Source organism: Bradyrhizobium sp. sGM-13 (assembly GCF_018398875.1).
Classification (GTDB): domain Bacteria; phylum Pseudomonadota; class Alphaproteobacteria; order Rhizobiales; family Xanthobacteraceae; genus Bradyrhizobium.
Window position 1 is genome coordinate 1 of the sequence record NZ_JAGWDK010000063.1, and the last position, 16,972, is coordinate 16,972.

The following is a 16,972-nucleotide window of genomic DNA, read 5'->3' on the forward strand; positions in this document are numbered from 1 at the left end:
CCTCGTGCAAGCACGCCGGCGTGAAGGTGGTGTGCATTCCTCAGCGTGGTGGCAATCCCGCTACGAGGTGGTCGCTCAGATTTTGGACCCCCTGAGCCAATATCGGCCGGTCTCACGATGCGGGAATAAGGGCTCGTGATGGCTCGACGCTAGATGTAATGCCGGAATGGAAGAGGGGCGCCTTCCGCGATCGGCGCGGCCGTCAAGATTTCCCCAACAGCATCCGCGAAACGCAACGTCACGGGCAATCCATCAGCAAAGAGGCACGCGTTGAAATTCACTTTTGTTAAGCCCATGATATCGGCAACAACCGTTGGAAGACTTGCCTCTCCTCGCGTTATTTCTATTAGGAGCGGGTTCGGCGTTTCACGGCCGGGATAGGTTGCAAGCTGGGGAATGAAACCACTCGTCCAAAGCAACGCACGCCTTGGGCTGAGCCGATAGGTCGTGCCGCGCAGGATCGGCAAGCGGCCGGGGGCAAAAAGCTTCATCTCCTGAGATCGAGTTATTCGCACTCCCACTAGGTTTACTTTCTCGGGGACAGCTTCACGAAAGCCCGCCCACTCTTCATCGCTGAAACGAGTGCGACCATGGATAAACAATTCTACAGGTTCTCGCTTATGCTCGTCATAGTATGATTGAAGCAGACTAGACATCAAAGATCGCGCTTCATCTTTAGGAAGATGAAACTCCTTTGTCTCGCTAGAATACCAAGGGCCCATCGCCCCCTTAAAAACTAGCCCGTCGCCAGAATCTAAGAACATTTGCGCCCCGCAACACGCGTTGCCCTGAGTTGTATCCACCGTGTTTATCTTGAACACGAGCCCAACATAGCAAACTCCTTCTCGAACGTTCGCCAGCTTCCAAGGTCGCCCTCCGCTCTTAAAGTAGGCTGTAGTGCAAAGATTCCATGCGACGCTAGCGCCATCTTGGAGCCGCCGTTGAACGCTATCGCCGATCTCGCCTACTAGAAGCGTGCTCTCCCGAACTACTTGAATAACAGCTCGCGACCTAATCAATCGAGCTTTTAGCTGGTGATGAAAATTCAACTCGTAGCGATAGATTTCTGCCTCGTTCATTTCCTCGGAGAACAATGAAGGCTCGCGGAACAGTCGCCGAGCGACTCGGGCCCCAATCGAAGGCTGGGAAATTATCGCTTCAGCTTTGCTCAGTTTGGATAGGGGGCGCCCCAGCCGCCAAACTTCGTCTGGAATCACGACAAACCAAACATCGACTTGCGCGTCGTCATCTCTGAGTTGTCTCCTAATTGAACGCTCATACAGAGAAACAGTGTCGTAAATCGCTTTGTGGCGGTCACTCTGGCGGATCGCATTTCCGATGTCAGTTGCAGATACGGCAAGCTCAGCAACGGAATTTATCGGCCAGGGGGTGCGGAACGCCGCCTCAAATCCCGGAAAGGCGAACTGGCGCGATGCACTAGCGGTCGGTGCAGGAATGAACGAGCTAACCTTCCTCAGCCACTCTCTAAATATGGAAACGCCTTGCTGCGTCCCTATTACGCCAGCACGAATTTGAGCTGGTTTCCGATGATCAACGATAGGTCCGAAGAGAAAGAGACCGTCACGGGGATCCTCTAGCTGCTGCCTAAAGCCAAACTCCAACTTCGGCTCCGGCACAATGTCGATCCGATCGGGTTCAATCATGCTTCGCTAATATCCTGTATTTCCGAAACCGGATCGTCTATCCCGTCTGACACGTCAAAGTCGTCATCTGTAAGTTCGTCATCATCCCTCTCTGAATTGCGAGCATCTGTACTGTTTTCGTCACTATCGAGAGACAGAGGAGAGATGAAGCTTAGGAGCTGCTGGTCCAGCTCTACTTGCAAGCTTGCGTCCAACGTCAATTTGTTCGGGGAGGAATTCAGCCATGCAACAAAGCCAACGAGCAGATCGCGCCAACGGTCGTTCCACCAACTCTTGCAAAATCGTCTGCGCAGGACGTGCATCCGCTCTTTACTAACAAGCGGCGTCTGCCCATCGGCGGTAAAAATTACGTGCTGGCGGAGTATATATCTTGGCTGAAGTCCAAGACTGGGACGAGCTTCAACCGCGAAATGCCAAAAGACCTTTCTCCGCTCGCTCCAATTCACCATCACCTTCCGTCGCTTTTTCTGATCAGAGAAGAAGGTCACTGTGTTACGGTCCAAAAGATTGCACGGCATGTACCAAGCGAGAGAATTGGAAGCCATGGCAAAGCTTCTAAGGCCTCGATCAGCCATTTCCTTATTCCAAGCTTGGCGCAACATGCTCATAATAATGTTGTGTGCATCACGCGGCTTTACGGAAGGAGCGTTCGTGGAGCGACCAGTCAGAAAATCATTGATGTCGACCTTGTATCGTTCAGTCAACATACCCGAGTATTCGGAAGGCCCGCCCTGTTTCACATCACAAAACGTCCCAATGAGACGCAGATGTCTGAACGAGGGTGTTCGCATGGCAGCGGCTATTGCCTCGACTTGCTCAAGAGGCGCCGCGACGTCGTAATAATATACGAACGGCGGAAGCTTCCGGATCGCTAACCAATTGCTCGTCAACTGCTCGGGTCGATCAGTCACGCGGATGGCGCGGTTCTTTTGCGAACCAAAACTAAGGGCGTTAAGGACAGCCCCGTCCATGTGGGGCACTCGATCTCGGGCAAGGACATCGATAATCGCTTTAAGCCCCGATGCCCAGTTCCTGTGGAAATCAATAATGTTCTTTCGTCCCAAATTTGCGCGTACGTCAGCGAAGGACAATTCATCGAGCCGAATTGGCAGAACAAATCGCGTGAGCTGTGATGCTCGCTCCACCCGGATCGCTAGATCGATTTCGTCGAGAACGCCGGAGGCTGATTGCGAATTTTTCGACAAAACCACTATGACTTTGGCGCATCGATTGCGAATGCAATTCTCGATGTCCTCCCAGAATCTGTCGCCGGCCGAAAGGTTATTCACATCGCACCACACGGAATATCCGCAAAGGGTGAGCTGCTGAGCTAACCAGATTGCGAATTCGTTGTCTTTTGGGTTCGCATGACTAATGAAGATAACTTCGCGATGGCCTGGTGCTGGTGCAGCGCTCGGAGCAAGCGGCACTCTAAACACGTCCCAGGGTTCTTCGTTTTCCGAAGGCAATGCGTCCAGAAGGGTAGTGATGTATTCTTCCGAGAATTGACTGTTCTCAACCAGTATTGCTATCGCGCCCCCCTTCGAGGAAAAGGAAAGCGCGTCGTTAATCGCTTTCCCAATTACTTCCGGAGACGGGCTAGACCTGTTCTGGCGATGAATGCTCGTCAAATCAATGTAGTGCGCACCGGCCGCTTGGAAAGATTCGAAAGCAGCGCGACGTGTGAGGCGTCCGATGTCGAAACGTGGGACACGGCGGATGTCAAACACATACTTCGGTTTCGAGCCGGTGAGTGTCGTTACTAACTCATGATCCGTAACGTGTTCGCAGTCGACGATAACAATCAGCGAAGGATTGGCACCTGCAAACAAAGTGTTTTGCCAGGCCGGTCGAGCGAAAGAGTCTTCAGTCAGTGGCTCCGCAGGGCCGGAGTCCACCAATCGAAGAAAATTAGCTTTTGGTCTGATGGGACGACCCATTATTTTGACTTCGCTAGAGCTGCTTCTAGTTCTACGTAACTGACACCTTGGAGGTGCCACGGAGAGCCCCATTCCGGCGCTCCGATTTGAAAGTTGCCTGTGGTTGAGTCTTTCAAGTCCCGATCTTTGAGGAACGCCCGCTTGTAAAGACGCGGAGCGACGCCTGTGAAGGCGCGAAACAAGACCTTACTTCCACCTTTGCTTGGTTCCTTCCAGTCCTTGGCATTGATTGTAATTGCGTCCGGATGAAGTGACAGGGCCTGACTCTTGGGATACGGCTCAATGTATTGCACCTCATCAATGCCTGCGGCGACGATGCCTCTGGCGCAATAGTGACAAGGAAACGTTGTTACAAATAGCCGGGTCCCAACTGTAGTCACGCCCTTTCGGCCGGCAGAAAATACGGCGTCCATTTCCGCGTGCACGGCCCGACTGAATTCGAGCAGGTCGCCGACTCGGCTCTCCCGCAATTCCAATCGCAGCTTATTCTTACGGATATTATCGAGAGCGTGTAATTCTGGCACGTCCTCAATTAGTTTGTTGATTATAGCATTTTGTTCTCTTGTGTTGCTGCAATACTTCCCAACTTTTTGAAATACACAGCGGTGATCGTCCTGGTGAGAATAAAAGGATTCGCCGTAAACGCCTCCTCCCGCGCGTGGCACTTCATTCGTCCCGGTGGCGACGATGTTTCCGGTGGCATCCAGGAGTGCGGCACCTACTTGGCGAGACAGGCATGCGCTCTGGAGCGATGCTCCATAGGCATCATGCATTGCGGTTTCTGAAATGGTCGGTCGCACAACGTCTGCGACGGTCATAATTCTGATAAGTCGCGATAGATTATCGCTTATGTCCCAATCAGGATTTGGTTCTTGCCCTTCGAGAAATTGGTCGGTCGTGTTGTCGACGAAGAAATCAGCCATATGAAAAGCATCGGAGACCCGCTGTCCATGCTTCTCGATGGCGCGAGCATCTCTTTTCATGAACTTCTCTGCGTCTCCCGCCCCAGCATTGGTGTACTTATTTACTATGCGATTCTGACGAACCTTGGCTTCGCAAACGATGCCGACCAACACGAATGCGTCTTGATAAACGCGTCGTAGCAGTTCGACTTCTGCCGGGTGCCTGATGGAATCAAGTATGTAGGCACGTCGCACACCGTCGGGAGGGACAGGGTCTTCGCCCGGATCGCTGATACCGAGTTTAGTCGCTCGGGTGAGGCGAATCAGATCAACCATACGTCTCGCGACTATCGCGTGATCGCCGCCTGCTCGCATTTTGTCGCCTAAGTCTTGAAACCTCGTCGTGGTGGCTAAATCGTTCTGCGGAGTGGCCGGCACGGCTTCGCTGGATTTCATTGCCCAGTCTTCAATGACTTTGCGTGCCTTCAAGATGTCAACGTCATACCGGCCGCCCGGCAGAGCTGGGTTTTCCAAAAGTCCTTTTAGGGTTGTAGCGATTTCGCTCGTGCCTGAGCCGACATAGCCGACAACTGCAAATACAATCTCATTGCTAGCTTGCTCGGCAACCAGCGCTTTAGCCGTTTTAACGGATGTGAAAGAAGCATCCGGAGCTAAGCTTGACCGCGTTTCCATTTGAGCCCCGTTTGAATGATTTAACGAAACTCTGAACTGTACTGTGATTCTGGGTTGAAGCCGGCACTTAGCCCAACTTATCCACGAGCAGGGCCGGCGTGCCCCTTAGCCCAGAGCGCAACGACAAAGCTGCCAATCGACAGTTTGCTGGCGCGACCTACCAATGGAACCGCTATTGGGGCTACCTACAGTCAGTCTCCCAACGAAGGGGAGCGCCACATGACGGTGTAACAACTTGCCGTGTCGAAAAAAAATCGGTGGAAAGATCAAAGAGATTCACTTCTGCCTATGCAATCCTTTCCTGGGCACCATCTTATCCGTTTCAGACAGAAATGTGCGTCCCAAGTCGAGCGGCGCGTCCTAATCATAAAAATCGAGCTGCAACTTAGGTCCGTGTGGGGTATCTTCAGCGACAACGGCGCCGCTCAAGAGTGCCACTCAAATCCTCATCACCGAATCGAAAAGTACAATAATATCAATGCAAACTAGGATCGGTCCCTCAGTTCAATCCTGTCTGGCAGCACGCGTTCTCAAAAGGCGCAGAACAACATCGGGGCGCAGGACAGCGATCCCGCCCAAGCCGCGGGCCATTTTTTGGCGGTCTTGACGCGATCCCACAATGGACCCACAAAAGCGGAGCCGATCCAAAAATCCACTGAGTTCAGGGTATTAGGCCGGGTTCGGAGCGTATGAGATAGTCGTCGCGGATTACCGACCCTCCTTTCGGGTATTTTGGATTTCCGTTGACGTATCCACCCAAGATGTTCTTGGTCGTCGGCTCGCTTATCTTCCGGTCTTGCTTCTTTATGACTAGGCCCATGCAATTGGATCCGGAGTCCATCCAACCGCTGATTATCCCGCTGAAATCGGTGATCGTCGTTCCGTCGGCAACGGGAAAGCCCATATTATCCTTGATCACTCTTAGACGCGCATAGAGGGGGAAATCGCGCTGGTCACAGACGTAGAGGTTGGTTCGCCAGCCGTCAGAAACAACGTCTCGGTAACCATCTCCCTCTCCCTGCTGCTTTTGCTCGGGCGCCATCCGGCAAAACGAAATACTTTTATACTTGGCCGGTCCCGCTCCCCCAGAAGACAAGATAAATTTTGTCTATAACGCGATGCGGCGGCAAGACGATCGTTGGGTTCCGCCGCCGTCCAAAGTCCCACTGCGCCGTTGGACGATGGTATGATTTGGAAATTTGCCGCGTGAACGCACCTAGGGGAGTCCCTAGTATGGGTAGTCCTGTAGGATCTGACAGATCATCGCCCCATTCGCTTCCGCGAGTCGAAGATGCCGAACGGGTTCGCGAGCTGGTTATTGGCGACGAGAGGGCGATCTTGTACCCTGCCGCAAGAGGTTTACGGGGTTGATCCTGGCCATATGCAGCTGCTTGAATGCAGCCATAATCAAAACAGTTTCAGTAAGGATGTAGCAATATGCGCGGGGCCAAAACAATCACCCGAGTCGATCTGTACGACGCGATCTATCGGAAAGTCCGCTTGTCGCGGCGAGAATCGGCGGATTTTGCCGAACTAGTTCTAAATGAGATAGCCGACTGCATCGCACGCGGGGAAACAGTCAAGCTGTCGTCTTTCGGTACGTTCATGGTTCGGAAGAAAGCTCAGCGGCTGGGCAGAAATCCGAAGACCGGCGTTGAAGTGCCTATTGAGCCGCGCAATGTCGTTGTGTTCAAGGCGTCAGCTGTCATGAAAAAGCAGATCAACTCAATGGGGCCGAGGCGGGGTGATAGCTTTTCACAAGTTGTGGAAGCCCATATCGAATGACTGAAACACACGAAGGTGAGCCGACTTCTGTCGCTAATATCGATTTCGACGCGATAGCAAGGGTTAGGAATTGGCCGTAGCGGAGCGCTGGCAGGCGGGCTTTGGCTTAAGGTCGCTTCGAAAAGACGGATAAGCCGGAGACCATAGGCGAAGCAGACAATGATGCTGCCGGCGAGGGCTTGGACACCGAGCCATTTGCCGATCTGATCGGTCAGGAATTCGTCGACTTCCTCTTCGAGCACTCGGGAAAGCGCTCGATCATTACAACAAGGCTTTGCGCCTCAGGGGTGTGGACGACGCGATGGGCGCTATCCGATGCATAGCTGCGGAAGAGGAGCTTGTCGTCGCAATCTTCGAGCTTCTGAAGCTCAACGAAGACGATATGAGCTCGGGACTTCGTGAAGAAGTTCAAAAACCACTACGTGAAGTTGGCTTTTTACCCCGTACTCTCGCAATTTCGGTTCGTATTGGGAGACATGCTCGCCTCAGTTTTAATGGTCTCGAGAACTATCTGCGGATGCCGATCAAGGCTGTTCTGGACCAAGAAAAGTTGAAACTGTCCATCGGAAAGGAGGACGGGCAAGAGGTTATCAAAATAAATCCGCTGGACTTCGCCGTGTCGCGAGACGACTTGGACGACGACGCCATCGTCGAAGAGATGCTGAAGGACTTTTCGGAGGAGGTTACGAAACAGAATGGCATGACGGTGAAGGAGTTCGTTTCCGCCCGCGCCGATTTTCGAAACAAGATTCTCTATGCAACTGACGGCGGCTACGGCGAAATGAAAGACACGCTCGAGGATTTGATCGCTTCCGCGTTTTCTTTGGCTTATCGCGACCTTTTGTGGGTGCTTGTGGCGCTGACCGGAAACAAGCCTGCGAACAAGGACGGGGACTGGTCAGCCAGTTCGTCGGTCTGTACCGTCGCGTCCTGACGGAAGCGAAAATCCTATCGGTTGAAGCGCCTTAGATTCTCGTGTGTTTAGGTGGACCTGCCCACTTATCCAAGTGGAGGTTGACCCGAAGCTCCCGCATCGGAAACAGAGCAATATGGACAGTCTGTTCGATAACACCATTCGATCTATTCAGCTCGGGATCGAGGATTCCGAGGCAAACGCGCCCAAGCGCGCGCTGTCGGCCGTCCGTAACTTTTATGCCGGCACGTTACTTTTGGCGAAGGAGGTCTTGGTCCGGGCGGCGCCGAAGGCGAAGATCAAGGATGTCCTAGGGATGCAATTCAAGCCGCTGCCGGGGAAAGGCGGGGTTGCGGGAAATGCTGGAGGCGGAGGTGACACGGTCACTGAGCCGTGGATCGAAAGCGTCGGGCAGGCTGCGAAACCTTCGCGCGATTTCCCCGAGGCAGTGTATGCTCTCCTCAGGATTATTCATAGAAATGCATAGACCGAGAGAAAATGAGTACGCGCGGCCGGCGGCAGTCGGAGCCATAATAGAAACATGACAAGTCGAAATTCAGCGCGACAATCGCAAGCCGCAGAGCGGCAGCTAAGGCTGAAGCAGTGACTTTATCACGTTCTCGTCCATGAGACTGGAACCGGGCAGATGATTTCTGTATTCCAGCTCAATCTCTTGCCAGGTGTGCGTCCCAAGACGGGCGCGAAACTGCGGAAGCCGAAATCGAGAAGGCAAAGCATTTGGGCATTCGACCACCCATCCGAACGGAAGCTCCTTGACCCTCTTCAGGCGATGCACCTTGGGACCTTGCGCTACGCCGCACAACTTGAAGAGATTTTGAGCGAGCTTCCGTTTTTTCGCAGACGTTAGGGATTCAACGTCGCTGGAAGTATGGACGTAGGGAGGGTGGGATTTGAAGTGCCGAAATATTTCTTCGATCGCATCGGTTCGAGAGGCAACAAAGTTTTCACGCAAGTTGTCGAGATAAGCGATGCGATCGGCGACGTCACGGTAGCTGCATTGTTGGTCGATGAGATTGGAAAGACCTGCCAGTGCGAACCCGAACTGAATTGCCTGCACATAGCCATACGCCAAGGAGTTCCTGTCGGCCGAGGCATTTTCCTTTTCTCCATTTACCCTCGCCAGCGCCCGATCTGTTGCCTCCGTTTCTCCTGGAATATCGTAGCTGAGCAAAGCGATCGCGAACGCGTCGGCATCGTCCTCCCGTCTCTGGCTTTCCGCACACGTCATACCAGTCGGGAACGGCGAGTGGCCCAGAACAACGTGGCCTAATTCGTGCGACAGGACGAACATCATGGCCGGATCGAAGTGACTGCTCAGGCGCATGAAAACATCAAACATCGCCATTCCATCGGCTCCGCTGATCTCTCCACCAGCGGCCGCCGCGACAAGCCGGGTCCTGAGCGCATCGTAAGTTTCTTCGGGGGTCGTTCCGCCCTGCAAATAGCCTTTCATCAGGGCGAGGACGTTTTCGTAGTGTTCCTGAAGTCTGCCTCCGTTCGCATCATTGAGATGCCGTTACGAGCCGCAGCAAAAAACAAACGGGCTCTCGCCTCCAGATCCGCAAGCTCCAAGGCGGCTCCCGGGGTTAACCCGAGATAGGAAGCCAGAGACTTGCTGAACAGCGCTTTTCCTTCGACGGCCTCGCGAAGAGATCCGAGAACCAGTCCGCGGAGGAGACGCGCACCTATTATTATACGGGTGGGAGAAACGGTCGTCGACCAAGCGTTCTGATCGTCGCGAAATTCGATCGTCGTCGGCGCTTCCAAGATCGCCGCGATCGGGCGGACGCCAATCATTTCGAGCGAACGCATTACGGATGCTAGCTGCTTGTTCAACATTTCCTTCTGCACGTTGAACTGCGAGGTCAGAAATGCAGATGCGTCACGCTGCTGATCGGACGTCATGACCTGGTCTCGATCCGGGTCGAACTTGGCGCCTGCTTGCGGAAACAAGCTGCTGAGAAACTGATAGTCCTGCGCGTTCCTGATAGCGTCGATGGGATTCGGCGTGCCCGTTTGAGCGCGGAGCCCGGAGCAGAACTGCAGAACGAACACCAACGTCAAAAGGCGACAGAAGCGTCTCATTTCACTGCGCCGCCGTAGGGTTCCAATACTCCTCGGTCAATTGCGCGTCCCTTATGCTGCCGCCGGCGCCTCCGACTACGTTCTTGAGAGTGAATTTTTGAGCAAGAAAGCAGACGGTGAGGGGTTTGGCGAATGTCTGATCGATTGTGAAGTTCTTGTTGTCCTCGGCTGTAATAACGGGCACCGAAGATGGATCGGCGGCGGATTGAGTCTGCATATTGGAGGGGCCTGCGCCGGGCGGCTTGGCCGCACCCGATACCTGGAACATGGCACGGAAGGGGACTTCTCCGCCGAAAGCGCCGGCGATTCCCCTGTCCACCGTCAAACGCATTTGCCTTGCAAGTTGCACGTTGCGAATGACAAAATAGGTATTTTCGTTATCGATTAAGGAGGGATCGAGGGTTCGCAGTGCCGCCCGCACGTCGGCCTCCTCCGTGCGCACCTCTTGGCGCTGGAAGAGGGCCACCGCGGTCGCGTAGGTCGTCGATCCGGATATCGAAAGCATCCCTCCCAAGTGAAGAATTTTGGCCATAAGTCCCGCGCTGACGTAGCCGCTTGTGCGGGCAGCGACCGACGAGACTTCTCCTACTATCGGCTTCAGTCGACCATGCAAATCGGCCAGCTCGTACCTGACGCCGTTACGATCGACGTAGAAGGTCCTACCTGGCCTATCCAACTCATTCGGTCCCTGAAGGCATTCCCAGCCTGGAGACAAGGTGCTTTGCAATGCGGAGGTAACATTGCTCTGGGCACACACCGGCACAGATGTCGACAGAATGAATGAGAGCGCCAAACCTATACATTGGTTGGACAAGACCGCCTCCTGACAAAGATGCCGCCGCCAGTCTAACGCCCCAATTCGATAATCACCGGACAGCTCGGGGGTCTGCCCGTCCGCTACGACTTGGAGCCATCGCGAGTCTAGCGGAGTCGAACGGGGTTGCACAACCCAGCCGATCCTAGGGAAAACGCCAGCTTTCACCCGTGGCGGGTGGAATGCTGCCGGCTTCACTGCAGCGATCGAGGAAATGGATGATACCGAGGCCGTGGATCTTTGATCGGCGAGTGGAAAAGCGAAATGAAGATGCCCTTGCGTGCCGATGCTTCTCGAGCAGCGACGCCACATCGAGAAGATGTGCTCCGAGCAGGCGGAGCTATGCCGGCTTTCCAACTCTTTCGAAGGTGGAATGGGCTGGAGGTGCGTCACGGCCGGAGTATCTCGTCCGTTATCGCCAGAGAGCCGGCTCCGCAAATTTGAACAGGTCGATAAGTGGAGTTTCTGCCTGACAGCGGGCACGCTGGTGCCTGCGAATCAGGAGCGACGATGAGCAGACGAGCACGCCGGAACCACACACCGGCCTTCAAGGCGAAGGTGGCGCTGGCCGCCGTCAAGGGCGACCGGACGATAGCTCAGTTGGCCGAGCAGTTCGACGTCCACCCCAATCAGATTACGGCGTGGAAGGCGCAGCTGGAGGGTGGCGCTTCCGGCGTTTTTGGACCTGGCAGCGCTGCGCCGGCCACGCCTGCGATCGATGTGAAGTCGCTGCATGCCAAGATCGGGGAGCTGACGCTGGAGAACGATTCCTAAGAAACGGCACCAGCTCCCGGTTCCAAGGGCTGCAGAACAAAGCCGAATGTCTTGGCACGTCGGTGCAAATTGTTGATCACTCGCGTACGGTAGCGTGTCTCGTAGGAGGAGGCGCCGGGATCGACGTAGTCCATTCCGTGACGGACAGCGTTGTAGAACAGGACTGCGATCTTGCGGGCCGTCGCGGTGACTGCCTTGGCCTTGCCGATGCGGGACGACAGTCTTCTATAAAAGGCGCCGAGCGCGGTGTCGGTGCGTCCGACGGTTACGGCAGCAAGGCGCAGAAGAGCTGCGGCCCGACCGCCGGACCGGCGCGTTCGTGACGAGAGCATTTTGCCCCCGGAGACCTTATTGCTCGGCGCCAACCCCAGCCAGGAGGTAAAATGCTTTGCACTTGGCCATGAGGTAAGGTCGTCGCCGCATTCTGCGATCAGCTTCAGCGAGAGGTAATGACCGAGGCCGTCGATGGTGGTGACGTCCTTTCCGAGCAGCCCAAACAACGACGCGCGGACGTCGAAAGCCAGAGCGTTCGCTTGATCGGTTCTGTTCCGACGCCGCGAGACCGGCGGCGCTGATCCATGATCATGACCCCTATGGATAATGAGTTCCTTCAACACAGCCTCGATTCGGACGTCGCAGGCAGATGCCTTCTCGTGGTAAGCGTCGTAAAGGGCGAGTGCCTGATCGAGCGCAAACAGATGCTCCGCGCGGTAGCTTCCGGTGAGCGCCTTCGCGATCGTCTCGACACTGGAGTGGCAACTGTAATGGCGCAAACACGCCAGCGCCTCAGGATCGCGCTCGCCGGCAAGGATCGCGCGAATGATACGCAGGCCAGTCGTGCCCGTGATGTCGGCCACAACGTGGTGGAGTTGAAGATTCATCTCGGTCAATGCCTTTTGCATATGCTGGATGTGTGAGGCGGCGTATTCCAGCAGACGCTCACGCTGACGCACGTAGGCTCGCAGCTCCGCAATTTGCCCTTTGGGCCGAAAGCTCGCCCGCAGCAATCCGAACGAATGGAGCCGCTGCAGCCACTGCGCATCGCTGACATCGGTCTTGCGCCCCGGCACATGCTTGGCATCGCGCGCGTTGACAAGAAACACGGCAAATCCTCGTGCATCGAGAAGCTCAAAGATCGGAATCCAATAGACGCTGGTTGATTCCATGACGACGGTCTCGACGCCGCATTCCACAAACCACTTTACTAGTTGATCGAGATCGGCCGTGAAGGTGCCAAAACTGCGTACTGGCTCCAGTACGCGATCCGCTCCTACGGCAGCCATGTGCATTGTCGCACCAACATCGATGGCAGCCGCGTTCGGGTGCACCATGGGCATGGTACGGTCGACCTTGGACTTCGACTTCTTGCGGTTCATCTCCAATCCTCCTGCTGACAGGGCGGAAGGGCTGAGCTGCGCAATTGATCAGATTCCTAAACGGGATCGCCTATGCGGCGTCACCACTCTCAAGTCCGCAACAGCTCATGGACCAGGTTTTTTGACGGGGTTAAATGCCACCAAAATCGTATCGGCCGCTCCCTTCCGAACGCAGTCTATCGCCAACCCGTTTCTATCCCACAGGGGGCGTGCAGCGCCGAGATCAGTTTTTTAGAAGGAGCGCTCACCAAGGCGGGATTGCTGAGCGCAAAGCGATGATCGACCGTAAGCATGATCTGTCGATCACCCGGCAGGCGGAAGTTTTGCAGATCAGCCGCGGCAGCGTTTATTACCTGCCGCGGCCGGTGCCGGACGCCGATCTCGCGATCATGCGGCGTCTCGACCGGCTGCATCTGGAGTTTCCCTTCGCCGGTTCGCGCATGCTGCGAGGCCTGCTGGCTTTGCAGGGGTGCAAGATCGGCCGCCGGCATGTCAAGACGCTGATGCGGCGGATGGGGATAGAGGCGCTCTATCGCCGTCCGCGCACCACCAGACCCGAGCCCGGCCACAAGATCCATCCATACCTGCTGCGCGGCATGGAGATCACGCGACCGAACCAGGTCTGGGCGATGGACATCACCTACATCCCGATGGCGAGTGGCTTCGTCTATCTCGCCGTGGTGCTGGACTGGGCGACCCGTCGTGTTCTGTCGTGGCGGCTGTCGATCACGATGGAGGCGGCCTTCTGCATCGAGACGCTGGAGGATGCCTTGGCTCGTCACGGCAAGCCGGATATCTTCAACACCGATCAGGGCTCGCAGTTCACCGGACAGGCTTTTACCGGCGTGCTCGCCAGCAACGGCATCGCGATCAGCATGGACGGCAAGGGCGCATGGCGGGACAACGTGTTTGTCGAGCGGCTCTGGCGCAGCATCAAATACGAGGAGGTGTACCTGCGGGCCTATGACAGCTTCAGCGAGGCGCGCAGCTCGATCGGCCGATATCTCGACTTCTATAACAGCAGACGTCCCCATTCGAGTCTTGACGGCAGCACGCCGGATCAAGCTTACTTCACCCCGCTGCCACTCCGCATGGCAGCCTAACCCCGGCAGAGGCTCCACTTATCGACGCGGAAATTCTGTTCAGACAACCGGGACCAGCTCTCCTGGTCCAGAGCGCTTCGAACGACAGCAACCAGTTCAAAGCCCATGTCGCATCATTGTCGCAAAGCTTCCTGGAGTCACGACAAATCGCGAGCGACTTCCTGCGCAAGCCCAGTGAAGTGTCGATCAAGAAGTATGCGGACAATTATGAGCGGCAGCTCGCAGACTTGAGTCGAGTCGAAGCATTTGTGACGGCGTTGCCCGAGGATGACCCGCTGAAGCAGGCGACCTCCCTGCGGCCGGTGATCGGTCTCTATGCAACGCGCTTTCATAACCTCGTGGCAGCGCAACGCAACCTCGGCTTCAACGAAGAGGACGAATTTCAGGGCAAGCTGCGCAAGGCCGTGCACACCGTCGAGCAGCGGCTGGCAGAGCTGAACCAGCCACGCCTGACGATCTTGATGCTGATGATGCGCCGGCACGAGAAAGATTTCATCCTGCGCGGCGAAGACAAATATGGCGATCAACTGGTGGGCCGGGAGGCGGAATTCGAAACCACGCTCGCTCAGTCCAGCGTGCCGGCCGAGGTGAAATCCCAGATCCTCGAGCTGATCCGCGCATACAAGTCGAGTTTTGTGTCGTTCATGGTGACGCAGCAGGCGCTGAGCGACCAGGCGGACGATCTCGGACAGATCTACGACCGCATCCACCCGGCGCTCGTGAAGGCCATGGCTGCCGCCGACGCGCGCTCGCGGGCTGCGGAAAAACGAGCTGAAGGAATTCGGCGGAAACTGATCTGGGTGATCGGGCTTGTAACGATGTTCGTGGGCCTGCTCGCCTTACTGTTCGGCCAGCGCATCGCCAAAACAGTCGCTTCGATGACGGCAGCCATGCGCCAGCTCGGTGACGGTCGGTTCGATGTGGTTCTGCCGGGCCTCGGCCGAAAGGATGAGCTTGGCGAGATGGCCGAGGCAGTCGAAATGTTCAAGCTGAGAGCTCGCGAGAAGGCGCAAGCTGAACTCGACGCAAAGGCCGAACAGGATCGTACCGCTGCCGAGCAGCGCAAGGCCGATATCGCTCGGCTCGCCGGCCAGTTCGAAACCGCCGTGGGCAACGTGATTGACACCGTCTCGTTCGCCTCCACAAAACTTGAAGCCTCCGCACGTAGCCTTACCCGCTCGGCGGATCACAGCCGGCAACTCTCGGTCGAGGTCGCCTCCTCATCGGAGGAAGCGTCTGCCAACGTTCAACGTGTCGCAGCCGCGACGGGCGAAATGGCGGCAACCATCGCCAATGTCGGCCGGCAGGTCGAGGAAGTCGCCAATATGGCGCGCGAAGCGGTTCGCAAGGCCGAACTCAGCGATCAGCGCATGGTTAATTTGGCGGCTGCGGCGGAGCGGATCGGCAGCGTGGTCCAGCTGATCGCCACAATCGCGCGGCAAACCAATTTGCTCGCGCTGAATGCGATGATTGAAGCCGCGCGCGCCGGCGATTTCGGCAGAGGTTTTGCGGTTGTCGCCCAGGAAGTGAAATCTCTCGCGACGCAAACCGCGCACGCGACCCTTGAGATCAGCGAGCACATGGGCGGCATCCAGGCCGCGACGACTGAGTCGGTCGGCGCGCTCACCGAAATCAGTGTCATCATCGGTCGCATCTCGAGGATCGCCATGGCCGTAGTCGATTCGATCGGGGAGCAGGAGGCGACGAGCATGAACATCGCGTTCAATTTGCAGGAAGCGGCGGCCAGGACCACCCAGGTGGCGGCGAGCGCCGGTGAAGTCACCAACCGCGCGAAGGAAACCGGAGGGGCTTCGATGCAGGTGCTGATGTCTGCCGAACTGCTGTCTGAGGAAAGCTCTCGGCTAAAGCACGAGCTGGACAACTTCCTGGGCAGGGTTCAAGCGGCTTAAGTCTCAACGTCGCAAGCTCTCCACCCCTGAATTTGACCTTTCTTGCGAAGCCAAGTTGCCCCCAGCTGCCCCGGCGGATTGGCGCGCAAATGCCAGGCGTTCAATCAGGACCTAGGTGGTGTGGACACTTATCGCATCCATAAGATGATGGCTGCGAGAGTGACGACGGCACGGTAATTTCGGGCGGTTTTTTCGAAGCGAGTTGCGACGCGGCGGAATTGCTTGAGCTTGGAGAAGCAGCATTCCACGAGATGGCGCTGGGCATAGAGATGCTTGTCGAGCGGATATTTGAGCGCGCGTGACGGGTTGTTCGGGATGACGGCGAGCGCCCCCTTGGCAGCGATGGCCTGGCGCAAGTGATCGGCGTCATAGGCCGTATCGGCCATGACGACCTCGGCGGGCAATCCCTCGAGCAATGCGGCGGCCTGCGGTGCATCGCCCTTCTGACCTGCGGTAAGCGTGAAGCGCACGGGACATCCCAAGCCGCGAACGGCCAGATGTATCTTGGTGCTCAGGCCACCGCGCGAGCGGCCGATCGCCTGATCTTCAGACCCCCTTTTTTCGCCCCGGCAGCGTGCTGGTGGGCTCGGACGATGGTGGAATCGACGATCAGATACTCGAAGTCCGGATCGTCGGACATCGCCTCGAAGATCCGCCACCAAACACCCTTGATGCTCCATCGACTGAAGCGCCGGAACACGCTGTTCCAATCCCCAAACGCCTCCGGAAGATCACGCCAGGGAGAGCCCGTACGCACGATCCAAAGCACACCTTCCACGAACATCCGGTTGTCGCGTCCGGTCGAACCCTTCTGGTCAGGCCGGCCTATGATCAGCGGCGCCATCCGCTCCCACGCCGCATCGCTCAAAATCAACCGGTCCATCACACCCAAGACTGCCTCCCAAAAGCAGGCTTGAATCTGATTTGCTCCTAAAAGGGAATCTGGAGGGTTCTGTGAGGTCGCGCTCACGCGAGGGCGCGGCAGGCGCTTA

The 16,972-nt window shown here is 56.3% G+C and carries 13 protein-coding genes and 2 pseudogenes; 6 read left to right on the top strand and 9 right to left on the bottom strand.

Annotated features, from left to right (window positions below):
- Positions 1-149: 149 nt before the first annotated feature.
- From KJQ96_RS36210 to KJQ96_RS36225, 4 genes are all read right to left on the bottom strand, one after another.
- Positions 150-1,664, bottom strand: a complete 1,515-nt coding sequence (locus tag KJQ96_RS36210; RefSeq protein ID WP_213290906.1) for a hypothetical protein — start codon at positions 1,662-1,664, stop codon at positions 150-152.
- Positions 1,661-3,496, bottom strand: a complete 1,836-nt coding sequence (locus KJQ96_RS36215; RefSeq protein WP_213290907.1) for a toll/interleukin-1 receptor domain-containing protein — start codon at positions 3,494-3,496, stop codon at positions 1,661-1,663. The genes KJQ96_RS36210 and KJQ96_RS36215 overlap by 4 nt, the downstream gene beginning before the upstream one ends.
- 107 nt (positions 3,497-3,603) lie before the next feature.
- Positions 3,604-5,199 (bottom strand): anti-phage dCTP deaminase, encoded by a 1,596-nt coding sequence (locus KJQ96_RS36220; protein ID WP_213290908.1) that lies wholly within the window; start codon positions 5,197-5,199, stop codon positions 3,604-3,606.
- Between the two features lie 661 nt (positions 5,200-5,860).
- Positions 5,861-6,241, bottom strand: coding sequence for a hypothetical protein (locus tag KJQ96_RS36225; protein ID WP_213290909.1), 381 nt, complete (start codon positions 6,239-6,241; stop codon positions 5,861-5,863).
- 395 nt (positions 6,242-6,636) lie between these two features.
- On the opposite strand from KJQ96_RS36225, the gene KJQ96_RS36230 reads away from it, so the two are divergent.
- The 3 genes from KJQ96_RS36230 (at position 6,637) to KJQ96_RS40895 (ending at position 8,384) form a co-directional block, all read left to right on the top strand.
- Positions 6,637-6,984, top strand: a complete 348-nt coding sequence (locus KJQ96_RS36230; protein WP_213290910.1) for an integration host factor subunit alpha — start codon at positions 6,637-6,639, stop codon at positions 6,982-6,984.
- A gap of 301 nt (positions 6,985-7,285) precedes the next feature.
- On the top strand, positions 7,286-7,918 hold the full coding sequence (locus tag KJQ96_RS36235; RefSeq protein ID WP_213290911.1) for a hypothetical protein: 633 nt from the start codon (positions 7,286-7,288) through the stop codon (positions 7,916-7,918).
- A 115-nt stretch (positions 7,919-8,033) separates the two neighbouring features.
- Positions 8,034-8,384 carry a hypothetical protein gene (locus KJQ96_RS40895; RefSeq protein ID WP_249734961.1) on the top strand — a complete coding sequence of 117 codons (351 nt, stop codon included), beginning with the start codon at positions 8,034-8,036 and terminating at the stop codon, positions 8,382-8,384.
- 102 nt (positions 8,385-8,486) lie between these two features.
- On the opposite strand, the gene KJQ96_RS36245 is transcribed toward KJQ96_RS40895, so the two are convergent.
- From KJQ96_RS36245 to KJQ96_RS36255, 3 genes are read right to left on the bottom strand one after another with little or no spacing between them, the layout of a single operon-like run.
- Complete coding sequence (locus tag KJQ96_RS36245) at positions 8,487-9,371, bottom strand: ImmA/IrrE family metallo-endopeptidase (protein ID WP_213290912.1); 885 nt, start codon at positions 9,369-9,371, stop codon at positions 8,487-8,489.
- Entirely contained in the window at positions 9,371-9,973 is a 603-nt protein-coding gene (locus tag KJQ96_RS36250; protein ID WP_213290913.1) for a hypothetical protein, read from the bottom strand. Before KJQ96_RS36250 ends, KJQ96_RS36245 begins: the two co-directional genes overlap by 1 nt.
- A gap of 31 nt (positions 9,974-10,004) precedes the next feature.
- A complete protein-coding gene (locus KJQ96_RS36255; protein WP_213290914.1) occupies positions 10,005-10,535 on the bottom strand; it encodes a hypothetical protein in 531 nt (176 codons plus the stop codon).
- 792 nt (positions 10,536-11,327) lie between these two features.
- Here KJQ96_RS36255 and KJQ96_RS36260 point away from each other — a divergent pair.
- Positions 11,328-11,585, top strand: a pseudogene (locus tag KJQ96_RS36260) (transposase); the annotation flags it as partial.
- Between the two features lie 2 nt (positions 11,586-11,587).
- On the opposite strand, the gene KJQ96_RS36265 reads toward KJQ96_RS36260, so the two are convergent.
- A complete protein-coding gene (locus KJQ96_RS36265) occupies positions 11,588-12,967 on the bottom strand; it encodes an IS110 family transposase (RefSeq protein ID WP_108523404.1) in 1,380 nt (459 codons plus the stop codon).
- A gap of 224 nt (positions 12,968-13,191) precedes the next feature.
- On the opposite strand from KJQ96_RS36265, the pseudogene KJQ96_RS36270 reads away from it, so the two are divergent.
- Both KJQ96_RS36270 and KJQ96_RS36275 read left to right on the top strand, forming a co-directional pair.
- Positions 13,192-14,070 (top strand): annotated as a pseudogene (locus KJQ96_RS36270) (IS3 family transposase); the annotation flags it as partial.
- 248 nt (positions 14,071-14,318) lie between these two features.
- The gene (locus tag KJQ96_RS36275) at positions 14,319-15,980 is read left to right on the top strand and encodes a methyl-accepting chemotaxis protein (RefSeq protein WP_213290915.1); all 1,662 of its coding nucleotides are present in this window, start codon (positions 14,319-14,321) and stop codon (positions 15,978-15,980) included.
- Between the two features lie 128 nt (positions 15,981-16,108).
- Here KJQ96_RS36275 and KJQ96_RS36280 read toward each other — a convergent pair.
- A protein-coding gene (locus tag KJQ96_RS36280) for an IS5 family transposase (protein ID WP_213290916.1) occupies positions 16,109-16,872 on the bottom strand; the annotation gives its coding sequence in 2 pieces (ribosomal slippage) (positions 16,109-16,534 and positions 16,537-16,872; 762 coding nt in all).
- Positions 16,873-16,972: the final 100 nt, after the last annotated feature.